Below are 18,722 nucleotides of genomic sequence, written 5' to 3' on the forward strand. Positions count from 1 at the left end.
TTTTCCACGGGAATTGTGGATAGTAATGTCGCGTATTACCCTACCCGGGAATTTCTGTTAGGGCATGGTGGCGGTGGAGTTGATATGTGTGGTCGTTTCGCCCAATACACCAACCCTCAAACCCTGGCGCGGCGGTTCGAAGTTTCGGAGGCGAAGATCCGGATTTTCAGCACCCAGCCGCGGTATAACGTGGCGCCGACGCAGCCGGTCCTGGCGGTGCGGCTCGATGACGAAGGCGGGCGGGAATTGGTGTCGCTCACCTGGGGCCTCCTGCCCTTCTGGGCAAAAGAGTCCAAGCTAACCTACTCCACTATCAATGCCCGGGCGGAAACCGTGGCCGAAAAGCCGGCCTACCGGCAGCCGTTTCGAAAGCGCCGGGCTTTAATTCCTGCGGACCTTTTTTATGAGTGGCGAGCCGAGGAAACAGGGAAACAGCCTTATGCGGTCGGGCTTCAATCCGGCGAGCCGTTCGCCCTGGCAGGGCTTTGGGACCGATGGGAAGGCGAGGGGCAACGCATCGAATCGTGCACCATTATCGTAACCCAAGCGAATCCCCTGATGGCGACGATCCACGATCGCATGCCGGTGATCCTACCCCCGTCCAGCAATGATGCGTGGCTGGATCCTGAAACCTCGCTGGAAGCCGCCCAAGCGTTGTTGCAGCCCTATGCGGCCGAGCCCATGCGCCTGTACCGCGTCAGTCTTCGGGTGAACAATCCAAAAAACGATGGTTCTTCCATCGTAGAGCCTCAGCCGTAATAGGTGGAAGGGAAGGAGGGTCCATCACCCCGTTGGGGCTTCACTCGTCGCTGATCGCGCCGATACCGGCCATCACACCATTTCCAAGGGAGTTTGCCTTTCACGCTGTAATCCATGGCTGACGCCAAAATAAGCCTCGGCTTACAAGCGATTAACATGCCATTCATGGACAATATGTAACTCACGGGTGACGGATTCTTTGTCTCCGATTACCTGATCGGGTCGGAATCGCCCGTCGATCGATCATTCTTGTCTTGTTAAGCCCTCGGGAGAGGCATTGAAATGAGCGTTGATGCCATTGGAGACCCAATCATTGATCCTTCGAGTGATGAGAATTTCGGCGACCTAGTCTTTGGCGTTCGGATTCTACCCGCGATGGACGACCACTACCGGCACCCTATGGCCGCAAGCTACGAGGTAGAACTGCTTGCTCATGGCGGCCTGCGTGTTAGGCAGGAGGTTCGATGACCAACGAACAGTTCGAAGCTCTGGTCGGCAGACTCGAGCATCAAGCGCAGAGCAAGCCGGGTCGCTATCGGTTGAAGGTGTTCCTGCTGGCGATGCTTGGCAACGCCTATGTCGGCGCGATGCTGTTGTTGATCATTGCACTGATGGCGGTGCTGCTTGCATCGATCATGGTGCTCAAGGCTTTTGCCGTAAAGCTGATCATCCTCGTCGGCTTCTTCCTCTGGATGATCGTCAAGGCGCTGTGGGTAAAGATTGACCCGCCGGTGGGTACCGAAATCAAGCCTAGGGAGGCACCTGAGCTGTTCGCCATGATCGATGGGTTGCGCCGCCAGTTGAGCGCGCCACGCTTTCACCATGTTCTGATCACCGATGATTTCAACGCCGGCGTGGTGCAATCGCCGCGCCTGGGCATCTTTGGCTGGCCTAGAAACTACCTGCTCATCGGCTTGCCCCTGATGAAAACGTTGACCGAGGAGCAGTTCAAGGCCGTGCTCGCGCATGAATTCGGGCATCTCGCCAAGGGGCACGGGCGGGTGTCGAATTGGATCTACCGTCAGCGCGTGCGTTGGGGGCGCCTTCTGGCCGTTCTGGACGCTACCGAGAGCAAGGGCAGCTTTCTCTTCAAGCCTTTTCTGACCTGGTTCGCGCCCTACTTCAATGCCTATTCTTTCCCAATGGCCCGGGCAAACGAATACGAGGCCGATGCCACGTCCGCCCGGATCACATCGCCGCAGGCGGCAGCCGCGGCCCTCACCAGCGTCAATGTCGTCGGCAGCTATTTGGCCGAGCGATACTGGCCGCAGATCTATAAACAAGCCGACGAACAGCCGCAACCCGGCTTTGCACCCTATTTCGGCCTAGGCCAGGGGGTTGCCACGGAACTGGACGACGTATCGGTCCAAGCGTGGCTGGATCAGGCGATCGCCCGGCCAACGGACTTGGCGGATACCCACCCCGCACTGAGTGATCGTCTCAAGGCGATCGGCGCGCCTCCGCGCCTGGCCCTTCCGGCCGTGGGCCAGGCCGCCGACCGACTCCTCGGCGACGCGCTGCAAGCGATTACCGAGAGTTTTGACCGACGTTGGACGGACCACATCTTGCCTTCCTGGGAGGAGCGCTATCGGCAGGTTCAGGACGACCGCCGGCAACTGGCCGAATTAAACGCACGACTCGAGGACGGGTCGGAACTGACGGTGCAGGAGGCATACGATCGCGCAAGACTGACCGAAACCATCGGCGATGATGTCGATGATGCCCTGGTCCAGTTCCGAGCCCTGCATCAACGCGCCCCGGACAATGCACTGGCCTGCTTCGGCTTGGGCGTTCGCCTGCTGAGTCGTGATGATGCCAGTGGCTGTGCGTTGGTCGAACACGCTATGCGGCTCGATGAGAACACGATCGTAAACGGCTGCGAGCAGCTGCGTGACTACCACTGGCGTAACGGTAGAAAGGACGAGGCTCATGTCTGGCACCAGCGTCTGGTCGAACGTTCGCAGCTATTGGAGGCCGCCATTGAGGAGCGCAGCCAAGTGTGGTTGGGCGACCGATTCGAGCGCCATGGGCTTTCTGAGGACATCGTCGATGAACTGCGCGCTGCCCTAATGGCCATACCTGGGCTACGCAAGGCTTACTTTGTAAGAAAGCGCGTCGAGCACCTCGCGCATCTGCCTTGCTATGTGTTGGGTTATCGCGTCACGGGTTTTTTTCAGCTGCACAGCAAGCGGCGTGCGATGGAGGTTTTACGCCAGATTCAGGAATCGGTGCCTTTCCCTGGCGAGACGTTGATCATTAACGTGGAAGGTGCCAATTATCGGTTTCGCAGAAAGTTCCGATGGATGCGCGGGGCAAGGATTCTGTGATTTCGGCACAAGGGCTCAGACCAATGTTGAATATCGGAGCGGGAGGAAGAACGCCATGAAGCGTCGTGAATCACGTACGACCGTCAGATCGGTGGCCCAGACTCAGCCGGCCTCGCTAGGACAAACGCCATAGCGGTTCTTGCCGTTGGCCTTGCAATGATACATGGCGCGGTCGGCCTTCCGAATTAACGACTCCAACTCTTTGCCATGGGTCGGATAAAGGGCGATGCCGATGCTCGCGCCCAAGGGAATACCCTCCAGGAGGGGCTCAGAGAGCGTATCCAGGTGCCGGAGGATTTTGTCCGCGACAGCGGCGGCGGGCTGTTCGTCCGGCAATTCGTTCAGCAGGATGATGAACTCATCCCCACCATTCCGGACCACCGTGTCCGTGTCGCGCACGGCCTGGCGAAGCTGTTGGGCTACGGAGCAGAGGATCCGATCGCCGGCGTGATGCCCCAATCGGTCGTTAACCGTCTTGAACCCATCGAGATCGATCAAAAGTAGCGCGATCCGGTACTGATGCCGGCGCGCGCCCGCCCGGGCCTGTTCAAAACGCTCCAGTAAGAGCAAGCGATTTCCAAGCCCAGTTAGCGGATCGTGCAGCGCTATTTTCCGCTGGTGCTCGATTTCCTGGGACAGGCGGCGGGTTCTTTGTCGAAACTGGATGACTCCTAATACCCCGAGCACTGCTACGCTGGCGAGAAAGGCTATGTCCCAGGCGAGATAGACCCTGAGCGTTTCGTCCGCCGTGCTGGGCGCGGTGATGCCGAACCAGTGATCATATATCTCGTCATAGCGCCCGCTCGCCTTGATGATAGTCAGTCCTTCGTTGAATTGGCCCAGAAGTTCCGGATGGCCTTTGGCGAGCGCGATGCATTTTTGGGTCGGGAACAACGGTTCTCCGACTGGAATGACATTGGCGATGTGGTTCTGGCGGATCAAGTAGAGGCCCTGCAGGTAGGGAATCAAGGCCGCATCGAACTGTCCGGCCTCAAGGCCGAGGAGGGCCTCGCTTAAGCTGGGGACGGCTGTTACGGACGCGCCTTGGGCGCTCCAGCGATCGTGCATCAGGTCACTGTTTTGTACTACCAGCCGGGCCGCAGTCAGGTCCTCGAGACGCTGGAAGGTAGAGCCGCGCGGAACGAACAGGTGATGGTGCAGCTGAAGATAGGGACTGGTGAAATTCACGTTGCGAGTGCGATCGGCGGAATAAAACATGCCGACCACCCCATCGAGGCGCTGATTTTCAAGATCCTGGCGCAAGGTTTTCCACGCATCGGTGCGGATCGTGATCTTGAGCCCCATCACCTCGGCCGCGGCCCGGGCGACATCGACGTCGAACCCTATCGGCCGGTCGGCACCATCCAGAAACTGGTAAGGCGGATAATCGCGGTCGCTGCCCATGACCCAGACCTTGTCTTCCGCTGGGATCGGTTCGGCGGCGTGGATCGATTGAAACGTCAACAGGGCAAGGCAGGTGAATCGGTTGAGAGATGCGAAGAAAGCCAAGGGGCGTCCGGCCGTTTTAGGTTGAAGCAAGATTTGGGTTAAGGACATCCCGTTCCTTTCCCGCCGAAACACGTTTAGTCGAGCAACGTTGGCGGGGTGGCGCTGTCATAGTTCGAGGCGCAAATCGTTCTGCCGGTTTCGCGGCATGCCATAATACCCGGTTATAAAACCAAATGCCCGGCAGGATGACATTATGACGATCATAATAACACTGTCAATGTCATTTTGTCATTCTAAATGAAAATATTTCCTCGATCGGAGATTTCTCCTTGTTATGATCCGATGCCATCTCTCCCGTGTTATGGGCGAGCACAAAATGAAAATTGCCGATGTAGCCCGGGCAACCGGACTGCATCGAAACACCGTTACCCTGTTGTACCAGGAGAAAGCGGTCCGCATCGAGTTGGACGCGATGGAACAGCTTTGCAAACTGTTTAACTGTTCGGTTGGCGATCTTTTTGAATATATTCCGGATGAACCAGACGACCAGTGCGTGACGAAAAACTAAGCGTACTCGATCGCCCTTACCACCGGCAGCTGATCCCAACGGCTGGTGTAGGCCGGCGAAAGATGTCCGCGGCGCATCTCCAATTCTGTTTAACGTCATTCTGTTTGACGCCTTCGGCGGCAATCCAGAGGGTGCCCCGGCCCAGCTTTTGGTTGAGCTGATCGAGGGTGGCCATGAGTTGCGCCCGGTCGGTTCGCGGGTTGATGCTGGTGGTGGGATCGGAAAACGCTGAAAAGAGATCGCAAAGAGATCGCCTTGTTCTACGGTGGCCGCCGAAAAATCGAGCAGCATGACCCCGGCTTTTTGGTAGCGGTACCCCGGTTTATAGAGATGCTTCAATCCCGAGAGGGCCGCCCGGATCAGGATTCGGGTGTCCGCACTGGGTGAGGCCAGCCGAAGGGTCATCGAAGGATGGTATTGCGGCTCTTTGACGTTAAAAGGGTTGGTCTGCAAAAAGACCGTGAGGGCGCCGGTGCAAGAAGCTTGGGCTCTCAGCTTTTCGGCGGCGCGAGCGGTATACGCACTCACCGCTTGAGTGAGTTCCTCCAAGGTGGTGACCGGCTGACCGAAACTCCGTGAGGAGATGATCTGCTGCTTCGGTGGTGGGGCCTCTTCGAGCTCGATGCAGGGAGTTCCACGAAGTTCCAGTGCGGTGCGTTCCAGCACTACCGAGAAGTGCTGACGGATCCAACCGGGATCGACCTGTTTCAGATCGCGCGCCGACCGAATGCCGAGATTCTGAAGCTTTTGCGCCCAGCGGGCGCCGACGCCCCAGACATCCCCCACCGCGAGCCGAGCGAGATAGCTGTCCTGCAGCGATTCGGGTAGGTCCAGAAGATTGCACACGCCATGCGCCTTGAAGTCGGGGTGGTTCTTGGCCAGCCGGTTGGCCGCCTTGGCGAGGGTCTTGGTGCTGCCGATTCCGACCCCCACCGGAATGCCGACCCAGCGCTTCACCCGCTGTCGAAGGTCACGCGCCAAGGTCGTCAGATCGAACCGGTGAAACCCGGTCCATTCGATAAAGGACTCGTCGATCGAATAAATCTCCTGCCGATCGGAAAACTGGCCGATCACGCTCATCATGCGCTGGCTGAGATCGGCATAGAGCCCGTAATTCGAGGAGTAGGCAATACCGCCGGCGCGCTCGAAATCTTTCTGGATCTGAAAGTAGGGCGCGGCCATGGGGACGCCCAGGGCTTTTGCTTCCTCCGAACGCGCGACGCAACAGCCGTCATTATTGGACAGCACCACTACCGGCCGCCCTTCGAGTTTCGGGTTGAACACCCGCTCGCAGGAGACGTAAAACGAATTGCCGTCGATCAGGGCAAAGGCGGATTGAGATCGGCGTCCGCTTGCATTTGAATCAGATTCGGAACCGGGGTTCATCAAGGGATGAGTCCGAAAGTTTCTGACGCCTCTCCATCAGTTTCTGAAAGGATTGGCGCTTTTCCGAGACTTTTTGCTGAATCTGAGGGAAACGGATGGTTTTGAATGGATTGTCTGGATAGTCTTCAATAGGGATTGCCTGAAGCGTATCTAGCTGATAGCGATAGTGGGCAAAGCGCGCCGAGTCACGAATGGAAAAACGACCGATTCGCTCTGCTAAAGCATACGTATCATCGATTCGATTGCGCCGAATAAGATCGGCCAGGAAGGCCCGAGCAATCAAAATACTCAGTCGCGCCTGCTCAATGCCGGCCAGATTTCTTTGAAGGAGCACAGGAAGCGTAGCGGCAGCGGAGCGAAGTGCGACGACCCCCGCGTAGCCATAGGGCCGGATGTTGGATCGGAGTCGTAGCGATAGCGCAGGCGGAGATCAAACATAAGGCCACCGACACGGCGTCAAGTCATTGTGGAGCCAGGTCCCGATCCCCTTGTTGGGTCGGGACCGGTCGAACGCAGGACGAACGCGGGCCGCCGAAGGCAATACTCGTCGCCAATTTTTTACTCCTTTTGGTGACTGGGAGGTCCCAAAAGGTTTCGTAAAAAATGGCGACGCAATCGTCGATGGATAGAATGCCAAATTAGCAATTTTGCTCTCAAGACATTGGACCGGATGAAGGATCTTTAGGCGGTGTTGGTTTAGGTTGAGGGTCACCGCGCGCCGGGCAATGTCATCTGAATCAAGACCAGTAATGGCATATAAATAGTCAATCTCTATGGGATCGGGGTGCCCTGGAAGATCGAGCGCTATTTTGCCGCTGTTTGGTGTTGGGTCATCTAGATTGGGTAGATAGAGGCGGGCTGCATAGCGAATTAGCTTTTCGCTGGCCTGTTCGGCCGCATCGCTGTCTCCGAGAAAGTCGATGTCGCTGGAAAGAACCGGTAAATTCGGTGTGAGATGATAAAACTGTGTCCACAAGGCAACGGCTTGGACACCGATCAAAACAGCGTCTTGATCGCCAATTTGAGCGATCAGATCTAAAACTTCTTCACAGCTTAGCCCAGTCGTCATCCCAGCATCCCCAATCGATGATTTGAGCCTTCTGAATCAACTCCGCGGGAATGAAAGCGGCCTCCTTAAAATTCTCCCTCGCGTCTTTAACCCTTGAAAAATAGTCGAGCTGTTTTTGGGTCTTTTGCTCCCGGTAATCCGCCGGTAATGGATGGATCGTTCGATTCATGGGTGCCCCTGAGAAGGTGATACCAGGTTCATTAGTAGGATCCCAGTATACCGTTTCGTCATCAAAAGATGAGTCAAACCGCATGGATCACGTGCTTCACGACACCCCAGATGTCGCAATCGAGGCCCTCGGTCAGCTGGAGCGGACGATACGCCGGATTTTCAGGCTCGAGCCAGGCATGGCCGTCTCGAAACGCCAGCCGCTTGACCGTGAGTTCGCCATTCACGACGGCGAGGACGATCCGTCCATGGCTGGGCTCGATGGCGCGGTCCACCACCAGGAGATCGCCGTCATGAATGGCGGCGCCTTCCATCGAATGGCCTTTCACCCGGACGAAGAAGGTCGCCGCCGGATGATCGATCAGGTGCTCGTTGAGGTCGAGCCGTTTCTCAACATAATCATCGGCGGGCGAGGGGAAGCCCGCAGGGACCCGGCTCAGAAAGAGGGGGATCGATAGCGATTGGTGGCCGGTTTCGGGGAAAGCCACTTCACCGAAGTGCGGCAAGGCGCCACGGACGATCTTCAGGCGATCGAGCAGCTGCTGGATGCCGGGGTAAAGACTGAGCGGAACCCGAACGGGCCGGGTCGGTTCGCCATAGACATTACTGCCGCGCTTACGGCCGGCACGAGGACGGGCACCACCTCGGGGAGGGGACATACGAAGGCTCCATGTTGTTCTTTTTATAGCCTGTCTGATTTTTGTACGGAATTCAATGTCGAGGGTGGGCGGTGATAACGAAGTGCAAGGCATTTTACCGTTCACCGAATAGGCGAAGATAATCGGGGAGAAAACACCCCGGATGCCCGGAGGCGCACTGGGGAGGTGAGCGTAAAAGCCGGCGTCAAGCTCAAATCCATCCGAGCATGGGTGGTTGAAGTTGACATAAGCCTTATTTTGCCGATGACCGAGGACTGGCGGTGAAATCCTGAGTGACATGGCGGATCGGCCGCTCTGCGGCGACTTGAGTAGGCGCAACACCGCGCCCACCGCGACTCATTTGTTTTTGGCCGTACCGCTTTTGGGTTTTATTAGTGGCGTGCCCTAATGCTTGGGCGATCTCATCGGAGTTCAGTGAGGAGGCTTTGAAATTTGAAGCGGCGTCATGGCGCAGACAATAAGGAGTAATATGCTTTTTGTGCTGTGGCCAGAGAGTTTGGCCGACTCGGCGGAGCGCGGTCGACCAGTTACGCGGATTCTCAATAGCGATCCGTATCTCACCACCAATAAGGGCGATCTCCTGGGCTAACGAGGCGACGAGCGGGTGAGGATCGGTCAAGTCGTAGCGTAGGATTCGCCACTTTTGTCCTTTTGCGGCATCCACCTTGGCACCTTTAATTGCAATCGTCAGATGCCCGTCACCGGAGCGAGCCAAGATTCCTTTTTGCAATTCCGCCGGCCGACACCCGGTGATCGCCTCGGCGATAAATGGCAAATAGTATTTGGATTCGCCATGCCTGAGTCGGTCCGCGATCTGTTGCCGCCAATCTTGGGGCAATCCAGCGAGGTCCTGACGTTTACTGTGCCGCTTCTGCGGTGCTTTCAAGGGGCATTCGCCGGCCATATCGGCGAGCTTTATGACTAGCTCTAATGCTGACTGCAAGTGTTGAGTGCATCCGCGCGCCAAGGAGTTATCCTGGTGACTCTGGGCGTTTTCATATTCTGATACCCAATGCTGTAGAAGCTCCGTGAGTCCAAAAATAACGGCCGCCCGGCGCTTGTAGTAGGTGTTTTTACTGCGAGTATCTTTGAGTGCGGTTATCACCTCGTCAGGGGTACGGTCGTTGAGTAATCGCCTGCAGTCCGCCCGGTACTGAGTGCGAGTCGCATCGGACCAAGCCCCGATGTTCTGACACGCGAGCCAATGGCGTATCTGTTGAATCAGGTGATCAGCATTGCATGGATCCATGGTGGCCTCCAAAGCCCAAAAATTTGCCGTGGGATGCTCGATGTAACTGCCCTTACTCCGATCCGCGGGTATATTATTCGTCGGGGGAGGAGAGGACTTCTTCAAGCTTAACAAAAAGGCCGTGGTGCTGTAACAAATGCCAAGCTTGAGGACAAAGAAACGTAAAGATCAATCCGTTGTTGGGCGAAGTCGTACAGAACCGATCCAACCCATTGGCTATATGAATTAGTGCGTTTGAGTGCCCATTTATCGGCAGCGCTTGGGTGATCAGACCGGCTATGACGGCAACTCGCTGGCGGTGTTACAGAATAAGTTGATGCGAAATGACAAGGTAATACCTGTCCGCAGATGAGTCCGAAGCCTTGCTGAGCCGATGCTGCAAACCGTTGCAAACCGCTGCGATGCGAGGTGAGGTGAGGTGAGGTGAGGTGAGGTGAGGTGAGGTGAGGTGAGGTGAGGTGAGGTGAGGTGAGGTGAGGTGAGGTGCCCCGTTCCGGAATTACCGCCGGCCAAGTTGCTTTGTCAGAAAGGGATGATTGCAAATTGCAGGGATGTGAGGTGAAGCAAGGTGAGTCGGGCTTACCGGAGTTCTCGATGCCCGGCCATTGTGGTTTATTAGCGATGAATCAGATTTTAATCAGACCTGAATTAGATCTGAGTTAGAGATTCTGTAAATGATTTTTAGAACTTTTTGGGAAGGTTCGTAGAAGTTTCTTAGAGGTTTTTTAGCACTATGATGCAACGTATTAGATTTTCTGTGTGTGAGGGGCGAGCTACGGAGTTAGCCGGATGAATGTAAGCGTGCTGCTAAGTCTCGTTAACCGGTCGAGGGCCGTCGGCTCCATAGATTGTCAGAGACTTATTTCCGGACGGGAAAGAGGTCGGCCGACGCTGGTTCGGTGGGAGTGATGTCGCGAGGCTCGGCGGGGCGAAGAAAGGTTGGCGAGACGTTCCAGCGGTGATGGTCATCGGTGACGATCGTCACGCTCTTCTTGTTGTAGCGCACCAGCGTGCCGACGATCGTGCGGCCGTCGTCGGTGTCGAAGGTCACCCGAGCGCCGATCGAGAACCTCAGCATGCTGGCGTGCGCCCGCATCTGGTGGAGAAAGCGCAGGCGCTCGACCACACGGCGGTTGAGGTCGATGAGTTCGGCTTCGGTCAGGCGATCAATGTCGATGGTCATAAGCATTCAGAGGCGTGGGCGCCAGCGCCAAGGGAGCAGATCATCCAGATCTCGGGCCGGCAGGCTGGGCAATCGGGTCAGCACGTCCTTCAGATAGGCATAGGGCTCGACGCCGTTCAGTTTACAGGTCTCGATCAGCGAGTAGAGCAAGGCCGCGCGGCGACCGCCGCTCGGACTGCCGGCAAAAAGGTCATTGCGCCGACCCACCGCAACCCCGCGCAAGCGGCGTTCCACCGGATTCGTATCGATGTGGATGCGGCCATCCTGCAGATCGACGAGCAAGGCGGGCCAACGGCCCAAGGTGTAGCCGACGGCTTGGGCCAGACCACTGGCCGGCGGCAGCTTCAGGAGGACGTCCTCCAGCCAAGTCTTGAGGTCGGCCAGCAGGGGCGCCGCCCGTTCCTGCCGCAGCTGGGCCCGCGCGGCGGGATCCAGATCCCGGGCCTCGGCTTCGATTCGGTAAAGCCGGCCGATCCGGCGCAGCGCCTCGGCGGCGAGGGGTGAGCGGGTGGCCTTGAAGACGTCGAAGAACGCCCGCCGGCAATAGGCCCAGCAGCCAGCCTCGACGATCGCCTCGCGGGCCAGCACGCCGTTATAGCCGGCGTAGCCGTCGATCTGCAGCGTCCCTTTAAAGTCTTCCAGGAAGTCCTTGGGCCAGGTCTGGCCGCGGCTCTGGGCATAGTCGAACACCACCGCCTGGAGCGGACTCCAGGGGCCGGTCCGGTAGACCCAGAGATAGCCGGTGCGGGTCTTGCCGGTGCCGGGAGCCAGCACCGGCAGCCGGGTTTCGTCGGCCTGCAGATAGGATTCGCCCAGAATAGGGTCCCGCAGCCGTTCGACCAGCGGTTCCAGGAGCACCTCGCAGGCGCCCACCCAGCCCGCTTGAGTCGAGCGGGGAATGAAGACGCCCTGGCGGGCGTAGATCACCGCTTGCCGATACAAGGGCACATGATCGGCGTACTTCGCCACCAGCACCTGGGCCAACAGGCCCGGTGCCGGCAGGCCCTTGTCGATGGGCTGCGCGGGCAAGGGCGCCGCCGTCACCGTGTCGCAGGTCCGGCAGGCGTATTGCGGACGGATGTGCCGATGGACGAAGAACCGGGCGGGGATGACATCGAGTTGTTCGGCGATGTCCTCGCCGATCACCGTCAGCGCCTGGCCGCAGACGCCACACGTACAGTCTGCCAGATCATGGCGGTGTTCGATCCGCGGCAGGTGCGCGGGCAGCGGTTGGCGTTTGGGGCGACGGCGGGCGGGTGTCCCCGGCTGGCCCAAGTCGGCCGCGGCCTGGCGGATCTCCGCCGCGGCGAGGTCGGCCTCCAGGTCTTCCTCGAAGAGGCCCAGCTGGTTCGGGTCGAACCGTTCGGCGGCGGCCCCGAAATGCACCCGTTTCAAACGGATCAGCTGATACTTGAGGACTTCGATCTGAAGATCCTTGGCCTTCAGCTCGGCTTCATAGGCCGCCCGCAGGGACAGCGCCACCTGACGGAGGTCGTCATAGTGTTCCGGCAGAGGATCGGGAAGGCTCACCAGGGCCTGCATTTTACCATGGTCACCCACCTGAATCCCGCGTCAGATCAGGCTTGGACGGATAGCTTCCGGTACTTTGACCCACCGCCAATCCTGCCCCTGAATCAGCAGCAGGAATTGCGGATAGCTCAGCGCCATCACCCGGTCGCCGACCTTCGGCCACACCCAATGCCCGCGCTCCAGGCGGCGGTAGCAGAGCCAGAACCCGGTGCCGTCAAAGACCACCAGCTTCAGGCGATTGCCGGCCTTGTTGCGGAAGACCACCCAATCTCCGCCGAACGGGTTCAGCGCCAGGCCATGCTGCACCCGCGCGCACCGCCCGTCCAGGCCCAGCCGCAAATCCATCAGCGCCACCGCGACGAAGATCCGCGCGGGCCCCGAGGTCAGCACGATACCTGCTGGATCACCCGGATCACGCGGGCTAGCAGTGCTTCGTCGAAGCCGGGCTGGACCCGGATCGTGCGGCCATGGGCCAGCCGAATCTCCACGCTGCTGCCCGTATCCGCGTGAATCGGTATCGGAGTCTCCGTGACGCCGGAAGCCTCCCGTGCGGCAGTTTCCACCCGGACCGGCACAAAGGCCGGTGCCGGCGAGGTCGCGCTATCCTTCACCCGGCTTCGCCAATAACCAAAGGCGGAGAAGCTCAACCCCGGTTGTTGGCAGTAGGCGCGCTGGCTGAGGCCGCTGGACTGCCAAGCCGCCCAATGGCGACGCCAGAAAGCGAGCCGTTCATCATCGATGTTCATCCTGTCCTCCCGATCGGAAAGTCGGGAGTGTTACGCGGCTTGGGATGTCATGAAAGATGAGTTCCCAGAACGCTAACATTAAACCCAGTCAGTAATTTTTTGCGCGGTGCTGGAGTCGTTCTAGGTGGCCTCACGATGGTTTCGGAAGCCCAAGTGCGGATTTCGGCGAACGTGACCGGCGGTTTCGGTGATGATGACCGGTTGATGTGGGTGGTGTTGCGCGGGGTTTAAATTCTACCTGAGTCGGTCACGATCAGTTTTCTTTTGGGACGTTTTGCCGGTCTTTTTTTCGCAAGGATTCTCCTTTCAATATCAGTCGATAGGATTGGTGGACGAGTCGGTCGAGGATGGCATCGGCCAGGGTGGGATCGTTGAGCCAGCCGTGCCAGTGATCGATCGGGAGTTGGCTGGTGATGATCGTCGCGCGGATGCCGACGCGGTCGTCGATGACTTCGAGTAGGTCGTGCCGGGCCGTTTGGTCCAGCGGTGTCAGTCCCCAGTCGTCCAGGATGAGCACGTCGATACGGGCCAGTTGTGCCAGGCGTTTGCCGAAGCTGCCATCGCCATGGGCGATGCGGAGGGTATCGAGCAACCGGGGCACTCGCGCATAGAAGGTGGAGAAGCCTTGGCGGCAAGCCTGTTGACCGAGGGCGCAGGCGAGCCAGGTCTTGCCGGTGCCGGTGGCACCGCCGATGAGCAGGGCATGGGCCTGGCGGATCCAGTCGCCGCCCCCCAAGGTGGCGATCAGTGGCTTGTCGAGTCCGCGTCCCGGACGATGATCCAGGTCTTCCAGGCAAGCCTGCGGGTGTTTCAGCTTGGCTTGTTTAAGCAGTCGATCCCGGCGTTTGTGGTCGCGCCAGAGGACTTCGCGGTCCACCAGTAGGGCGAAGCGTTCCTCGAAAGACAGTTCGGTGGTGATGGGCTGGGCGAGTTGTTCCTCGAAGGACCTGGCCATGCCATCGAGCCGAAGCGCCTTGAGTTGGTTGAGGGTCTGTTGGTTCAGCATCGAGTTTCTCCGGAGTTAGTGATAATAGTCGGGGCCGCGGACGTGATCGTGGTCCGGGCTGATCCAGTCGGTTTGCGGGGTTGATGGCGGGAGGGGTTGGCGGTCCAGCCCGGCTTGCAGGATAGAAACCACCGAATGCCGGTTGCAGGCTCCCAAGGCGACCGCCCGTTCGCAGGCGGCTTCCAGTCGCGCTTCGCCGTATTGCCGGGCCAGGGCGAGCAAGCCGAGACAGGCGCGATAGCCCATTTCCGGATGCGGCTTGTGGGTCAGTTGGTGGTGGACCAGGGCTTTGGTGTGAGGGCCGATCCGCTCTGCCCAGTTGAGCAGACGCCCCGGACTCCATTCCCGGTGTGCCCGGTGCGATTTGGGCATGTGCTCGGCCAGCGTCGTATGGGTTCCGCGCCGATCGCAGCGGGGATGGCTGGCAACGCGGCGTCCGCCGTGCAGGATTTCGACGGTGGTCTGGGTGATGCGGGCTTCGACCTCCTGACGGACCAGAGCATGCGGCACGCTGTAGTAGTGGCCATCGATCTCGACGTGGTAGTCGAGATTGACCCGGCAGCGCTTGAAATGAGCGATGTCGTAGGGCTGGACCGGCAAGGGCCGAAGCGCCGGTCGGTCGATGGCCTTGAACCAGGAGAGCCGGTTGCCCGGCAATTTCTTGAAGGGGCGCTGGTTGAGATCGGCTAATAACTCCGCAATGGCTTGATTCAACTCACCCAGCGAGAAGAAGCGGCGATGCCGCAGGCGCGCCAGTATCCAGCGCTCGACGATCTGCACACCCACTTCGACCTTGGCCTTGTCCTGCGGATGGTAAGGCCGCGCCGGCAGGATGGCGGTGCCGTAGTGGCGGGCGCAGTCCTGTGCCATCCGGCTGACGCCGGGCTCGTAGCGGTCCGGCCGGGTGATCAGCGCCTTGGGGTTATCGGGGACCACCAACTCGGGTACGCCGCCAAACGCCTTAAGTGCTTTGGCAAGACCCGACAGCCAGTCGGCCTGGGTTTCCCTCGCGGTGGCACAGGCGAAGGTATAGTTCGAGGCCCCCAGCACCGCGACGAAGATGTGCGCTTGGCGAATCTCCCCCGTGACGCGGTCGATGACCGGCACGGTCTGCCCGGCATAATCGATGAACAGCTTCTCGCCGGCCCGATGCGTCTGCCGCATCGAGCGTTTCAGGCGGGCGGCATAGCCCTGGTAGAGATGACAGAACTGGGTGTAGCGGTAGGTGGCGGCGCCGGCGTGGGCCTCGACGTATTCCTCCCACAGCAACTGCAAGGTGACGCCCTTGCGGCGCAGTTCCCGGTGGACGACCGCCCAATCGGGCAACACCCGCCGGGACATGGGTTGACCGCGGGCCGGCGACAGGCGCGCCTCAAGCTGTGACTCCTCCAGCGCGGCGGCGGTCTCCCAGTTCAACCCGACCTGGCTAGCGCGTTGCAGATACTTGGTCACCGCCCCCTTGGACAGCCCCAAGGCCCGGGCGATTTGTTCGTGCGACAGGGCGCAGTCGAACTTCAAACGTAAACACTCTTTGATCTTGCGCATGGACACTCGCTTCACCGGCATCGCTTTTCCCGAAAAAGCGGGAACGATGCTCGGCGCATGGGTTCATGGTAAGCGTCCGCCGAGGACCGTCTCGACGGATTGAAAGACTCAGGCGACACTGGTGCGAGCGGATGCACGGGGTGTCCGCGCACTCTTGAGGTGGACGCACTGATGACTCACGATGCTGACTTCACAACGGGCGTGGTGGCGATGGATAACTTGGGCCGGCGGCGGTTTGCGCCTGAGTTCAAGCGCGAACTGGTGGAGCGGACCCTACAGCCGGGCGCCTCGGTCGCGGGGATTGCGCTGGCGCATCGGATCAACGCCAATCAACTGTTCAAATGGCGCCGACACTACCTTAAGGACCGGAACGCCCCGGCCGGTCCGCCGGGGCCGACCTTATTACCGGTGGCGATGACGCCCGCATTGGCCGCGCCAGCGCGTGAAGCCACGGTATCCGCTCCGCCGGGCACCATCACCATCGAACTCGGGGGTACGCGGGTTCAGGTGAAAGGTTCCGTCGATGCGGCGACCTTGCGCACCGTCCTCGCGAGTCTCAAGGGCCCATGATCGCGCCTCCGTCCGGCACCCGCATCTGGATCGCTGCCGGGGTGACCGATCTGCGCCGCGGCTTCGATGGCTTGGCCGCCCTGGTCCAGACCCAGCTCCAAGCCGAGCCCTTCTCCGGACACATTTTTGCCTTTCGCGGGCGACGCGGCGACCGGATCAAACTACTCTGGTGGGACGGCGATGGGCTCTGCCTGTTCGCCAAGCGGCTGGAGCGGGGCCGCTTCGTCTGGCCGCAGGCGACGGGCGGCACGGTATCCCTCACCCCCGCCCAGTTGTCGATGCTGCTGGAAGGCATCGACTGGCGCCGCCCGATCCGCACCGCGCCTTCTCACGCCGCCTGACGGAGGGCGGGTATAATCGGGGCATGACCAACCCCGACGTGCTTCCCGATGAGATTCCCGCCCTCAAGACGCTGATTGAAGCCCAGCGCGTCGAAATCGCCCACCTGAAACTCCTCGTCGCCAAGCTCCGCCGCCAACAGTTCGGGCGCCGCTCCGAAAAAATGGCCGGGCTCCTCGATCAATTGGAACTTCAGCTGGAGGAACTCGAAACGGGCGATGCGGAACTCGCGGCGATCGTCGAACCGCGCGCAGCCGAGCGCCGGGTAAGAACGCCCCGGTCACTGCCCGATCATCTGCCCCGCGAAACTCAGGTCCATGCCCCCGGCTTGGCCGAGTGCCCCGACTGTGGCGGTCCCTTGAAGCCCTTGGGCGAGGAGGTCGCCGAAATCCTGGAGTACGTCCCGGCCCGCTTCCGGGTGATCCGCCACGTCCGCCCCAAGTGTGCCTGCGCCCGCTGCGACCGCATCGTCCAGGCGTCGGCGCCGAGCCGGCCCATCGCCCAGGGGCTCGCGGGTCCGGGACTGCTGGCCCATGTGCTCGTCTCGAAATACGGCGATCATCTGCCGCTGTACCGCCAGTCGGTCATTTACGCCCGCGAAGGCGTGGCTCTGTCCCGCTCCACCTTGACCGATTGGGTCGGCGACGCCGCGGGCCTCCTCCGGCCGTTGGTCGCGGCAATCCGCCGGCATGTGCTCGCCGGTCCGAAGCTCCACGCCGACGACACCCCGGTCCCGGTGCTCGCGCCCGGTCAGGGGCGCACGAAGACCGGTCGGCTGTGGACCTATGTCCGGGACGACCGCCCGGCCGGTGATCTCACGCCGCCCGCGGTGTGGTTCGCCTACGCGCCGGACCGCCAAGGCCAGCATCCCAGGACGCATCTCAAGGACTTCGAAGGCGCCCTGCAGGCGGATGGCTATGCCGGGTTCAACGGGTTGTACGACACCGGTCGCGTGCAGGAAGTGGCCTGTTGGGCGCATGTCCGGCGCAAGTTCTACGAGCTCCACAAGGCCCACAGGAGTCCCTTGGCGGCCGAGGCGCTCCAGCGTATCGGTGCGCTCTATACGATCGAAGCCGAGATCCGGGGCCAGCCGCCGGAGGCCCGCGCCGCAGCGCGGCAAGCCCGCGCGGGTCCGCTCCTCGCGGCGCTTCAGACCTGGCTGCACACCACGCTGACACAGGTCTCGAAAAAGTCGGCGCTAGCCGAGGCGATCCGCTATGCCCTGACCCGCTGGCCGGCGCTGACCCGCTATCGCGATGACGGTCGTCTGGAGATCGACAACAATGCCGCGGAACGCGCGTTGCGGGTGGTGGCGCTCGGCCGGAAGAACTATCTGTTCGCCGGCTCCGACGCCGGCGGCCAGCGAGCGGCGGCGATCTACACCCTGATCGGCACGGCCAAGCTCAACGGCCTCGATCCGGAGGCGTACCTCCGGACCGTGCTGGCCCGCATCGCCGAGCATCCGGTCAATCGAATCGACGAGTTCCTACCCTGGAACCTCGCCGATCAGGTGACGGAACTGACCCAGCCCATCGCGGCTCGACGCCGTCAACACGGTAAGGCTCGGACGCTTACGGTTCATGCGCAACGCCACCTCCATCTTCGACATCCATTTCGGTCCATCGTGACCGGCTATTTCGCTACCGTGACCGCCGATTCCGGAAACCGACCAAAATCGGTCACGTTCGACCGAAATGACTGGTCACGATCCGCCGAAACCAGCGGTCACGTTGCTCCGGAACCCCCGGTCACGTTCGGCCGGAATACGCACCCAAGAGCCTACGGACTGCTTTCAGCGAAAAGTTTCTGCGGCATGCAGGTAAACAATCGACGTGATTCGGGCGCATCCTTTCCTTTCAGAGCAAGCGTCTTGCGAACTCAACTTGACTGAGCGGACGTATCGACGACTCGATGGAGATACTGAGGCGGGATTGGATCCGGCGTGCCAGCGATGCGGTAGCGGTTTCTCGATGCGGGAATCGTCGGGGAACTTTAGTTCCAAGAGGGTCAGGTGCGGTACCGCTCTTGATTTCCTAAACGCAGTGAATCTAGAGTTGCAACAAAACTTTGAACGATGGATCCAGAGCCGTGTCGTGTTCAGGGTTCGGGACTAAGGGTAAGCCGCCGACCGGCATGTGGTGAATCGGCTCGACAGGAAGATTGCTGCCT

General features: G+C 60.1%; 17 protein-coding genes and 2 pseudogenes. 6 read left to right on the top strand and 13 right to left on the bottom strand.

Translation table 11 applies throughout. The annotated features are described in order from the left end of the window. Nucleotides 1–84 precede the first annotated feature (84 nt). Both ACR2TX_RS13620 and ACR2TX_RS13625 read left to right on the top strand, forming a co-directional pair. Nucleotides 85–759, top strand: coding sequence for an SOS response-associated peptidase (locus ACR2TX_RS13620; protein ID WP_086134649.1), 675 nt, complete (start codon nt 85–87; stop codon nt 757–759). A gap of 464 nt (nt 760–1,223) precedes the next feature. Further along, nucleotides 1,224–3,086: a M48 family metallopeptidase gene (locus tag ACR2TX_RS13625; RefSeq protein WP_086134647.1), complete on the top strand. Its 1,863-nt coding sequence runs from the start codon at nt 1,224–1,226 to the stop codon at nt 3,084–3,086. Between the two features lie 102 nt (nt 3,087–3,188). Here the strand turns inward: ACR2TX_RS13625 and ACR2TX_RS13630 are convergent, their stop codons facing one another. Continuing rightward, nucleotides 3,189–4,643 carry a diguanylate cyclase domain-containing protein gene (locus tag ACR2TX_RS13630; RefSeq protein ID WP_086134646.1) on the bottom strand — a complete coding sequence of 485 codons (1,455 nt, stop codon included), beginning with the start codon at nt 4,641–4,643 and terminating at the stop codon, nt 3,189–3,191. Between the two features lie 226 nt (nt 4,644–4,869). Between ACR2TX_RS13630 and ACR2TX_RS13635 the strand changes: the two genes are divergently transcribed. After that, on the top strand, nt 4,870–5,103 hold the full coding sequence (locus ACR2TX_RS13635) for a helix-turn-helix domain-containing protein (protein ID WP_086134645.1): 234 nt from the start codon (nt 4,870–4,872) through the stop codon (nt 5,101–5,103). Here the strand turns inward: ACR2TX_RS13635 and ACR2TX_RS13640 are convergent. The 12 genes and pseudogenes from ACR2TX_RS13640 to istA form a co-directional block, all read right to left on the bottom strand. Further along, nucleotides 5,100–6,489 (bottom strand): annotated as a pseudogene (locus ACR2TX_RS13640) (Y-family DNA polymerase). The gene ACR2TX_RS13635 and the pseudogene ACR2TX_RS13640 sit on opposite strands and share 4 nt — an antisense overlap. Next, the gene (locus tag ACR2TX_RS13645) at nt 6,467–6,823 is read right to left on the bottom strand and encodes a hypothetical protein (RefSeq protein WP_086134644.1); all 357 of its coding nucleotides are present in this window, start codon (nt 6,821–6,823) and stop codon (nt 6,467–6,469) included. The pseudogene ACR2TX_RS13640 and the gene ACR2TX_RS13645 overlap by 23 nt, the downstream one beginning before the upstream one ends. Before the next feature lie 96 nt (nt 6,824–6,919). Continuing rightward, a complete protein-coding gene (locus tag ACR2TX_RS13650) occupies nt 6,920–7,558 on the bottom strand; it encodes a hypothetical protein (RefSeq protein WP_139841104.1) in 639 nt (212 codons plus the stop codon). Continuing rightward, nucleotides 7,536–7,727: a hypothetical protein gene (locus tag ACR2TX_RS13655; RefSeq protein ID WP_139841103.1), complete on the bottom strand. Its 192-nt coding sequence runs from the start codon at nt 7,725–7,727 to the stop codon at nt 7,536–7,538. Before ACR2TX_RS13655 ends, ACR2TX_RS13650 begins: the two co-directional genes overlap by 23 nt. A 73-nt stretch (nt 7,728–7,800) precedes the next feature. Further along, nucleotides 7,801–8,385: a translesion error-prone DNA polymerase V autoproteolytic subunit gene (locus tag ACR2TX_RS13660; RefSeq protein ID WP_086134642.1), complete on the bottom strand. Its 585-nt coding sequence runs from the start codon at nt 8,383–8,385 to the stop codon at nt 7,801–7,803. 232 nt (nt 8,386–8,617) lie between these two features. After that, on the bottom strand, nt 8,618–9,634 hold the full coding sequence (locus tag ACR2TX_RS13665; protein ID WP_086134641.1) for a site-specific integrase: 1,017 nt from the start codon (nt 9,632–9,634) through the stop codon (nt 8,618–8,620). An 859-nt stretch (nt 9,635–10,493) separates the two neighbouring features. Beyond that, complete coding sequence (locus tag ACR2TX_RS13670; RefSeq protein ID WP_205781096.1) at nt 10,494–10,817, bottom strand: hypothetical protein; 324 nt, start codon at nt 10,815–10,817, stop codon at nt 10,494–10,496. 6 nt (nt 10,818–10,823) lie between these two features. Beyond that, on the bottom strand, nt 10,824–12,359 hold the full coding sequence (gene tnpC, locus ACR2TX_RS13675; protein ID WP_086134639.1) for an IS66 family transposase: 1,536 nt from the start codon (nt 12,357–12,359) through the stop codon (nt 10,824–10,826). A 30-nt stretch (nt 12,360–12,389) separates the two neighbouring features. Further along, a complete protein-coding gene (gene tnpB, locus ACR2TX_RS13680) occupies nt 12,390–12,737 on the bottom strand; it encodes an IS66 family insertion sequence element accessory protein TnpB (protein ID WP_240507032.1) in 348 nt (115 codons plus the stop codon). Further along, on the bottom strand, nt 12,731–13,093 hold the full coding sequence (gene tnpA, locus ACR2TX_RS13685) for an IS66 family insertion sequence element accessory protein TnpA (protein ID WP_086134638.1): 363 nt from the start codon (nt 13,091–13,093) through the stop codon (nt 12,731–12,733). Before tnpA (ACR2TX_RS13685) ends, tnpB (ACR2TX_RS13680) begins: the two co-directional genes overlap by 7 nt. Before the next feature lie 253 nt (nt 13,094–13,346). Continuing rightward, nucleotides 13,347–14,099: an IS21-like element helper ATPase IstB gene (gene istB, locus ACR2TX_RS13690; RefSeq protein WP_086134637.1), complete on the bottom strand. Its 753-nt coding sequence runs from the start codon at nt 14,097–14,099 to the stop codon at nt 13,347–13,349. A 15-nt stretch (nt 14,100–14,114) separates the two neighbouring features. Next, a complete protein-coding gene (gene istA / locus ACR2TX_RS13695) occupies nt 14,115–15,665 on the bottom strand; it encodes an IS21 family transposase (protein WP_086134636.1) in 1,551 nt (516 codons plus the stop codon). 150 nt (nt 15,666–15,815) lie between these two features. Here istA and tnpA (ACR2TX_RS13700) point away from each other — a divergent pair, with 150 nt between their 5' ends. The 3 genes and pseudogenes from tnpA (ACR2TX_RS13700) to tnpC (ACR2TX_RS13710) all read left to right on the top strand — a co-directional run. Then, nucleotides 15,816–16,214 carry an IS66-like element accessory protein TnpA gene (tnpA, locus tag ACR2TX_RS13700; RefSeq protein ID WP_434129827.1) on the top strand — a complete coding sequence of 133 codons (399 nt, stop codon included), beginning with the start codon at nt 15,816–15,818 and terminating at the stop codon, nt 16,212–16,214. Beyond that, on the top strand, nt 16,211–16,555 hold the full coding sequence (gene tnpB, locus ACR2TX_RS13705; RefSeq protein ID WP_077732713.1) for an IS66 family insertion sequence element accessory protein TnpB: 345 nt from the start codon (nt 16,211–16,213) through the stop codon (nt 16,553–16,555). Before tnpA (ACR2TX_RS13700) ends, tnpB (ACR2TX_RS13705) begins: the two co-directional genes overlap by 4 nt. A 23-nt stretch (nt 16,556–16,578) precedes the next feature. Then, nucleotides 16,579–18,057, top strand: a pseudogene (gene tnpC / locus ACR2TX_RS13710) (IS66 family transposase); the annotation flags it as partial. Between the last annotated feature and the right edge of the window lie 665 nt (nt 18,058–18,722).

The sequence above is a fragment of the Methylocaldum sp. GT1BB genome (assembly GCF_051027545.1).
Lineage (GTDB): Bacteria > Pseudomonadota > Gammaproteobacteria > Methylococcales > Methylococcaceae > Methylocaldum.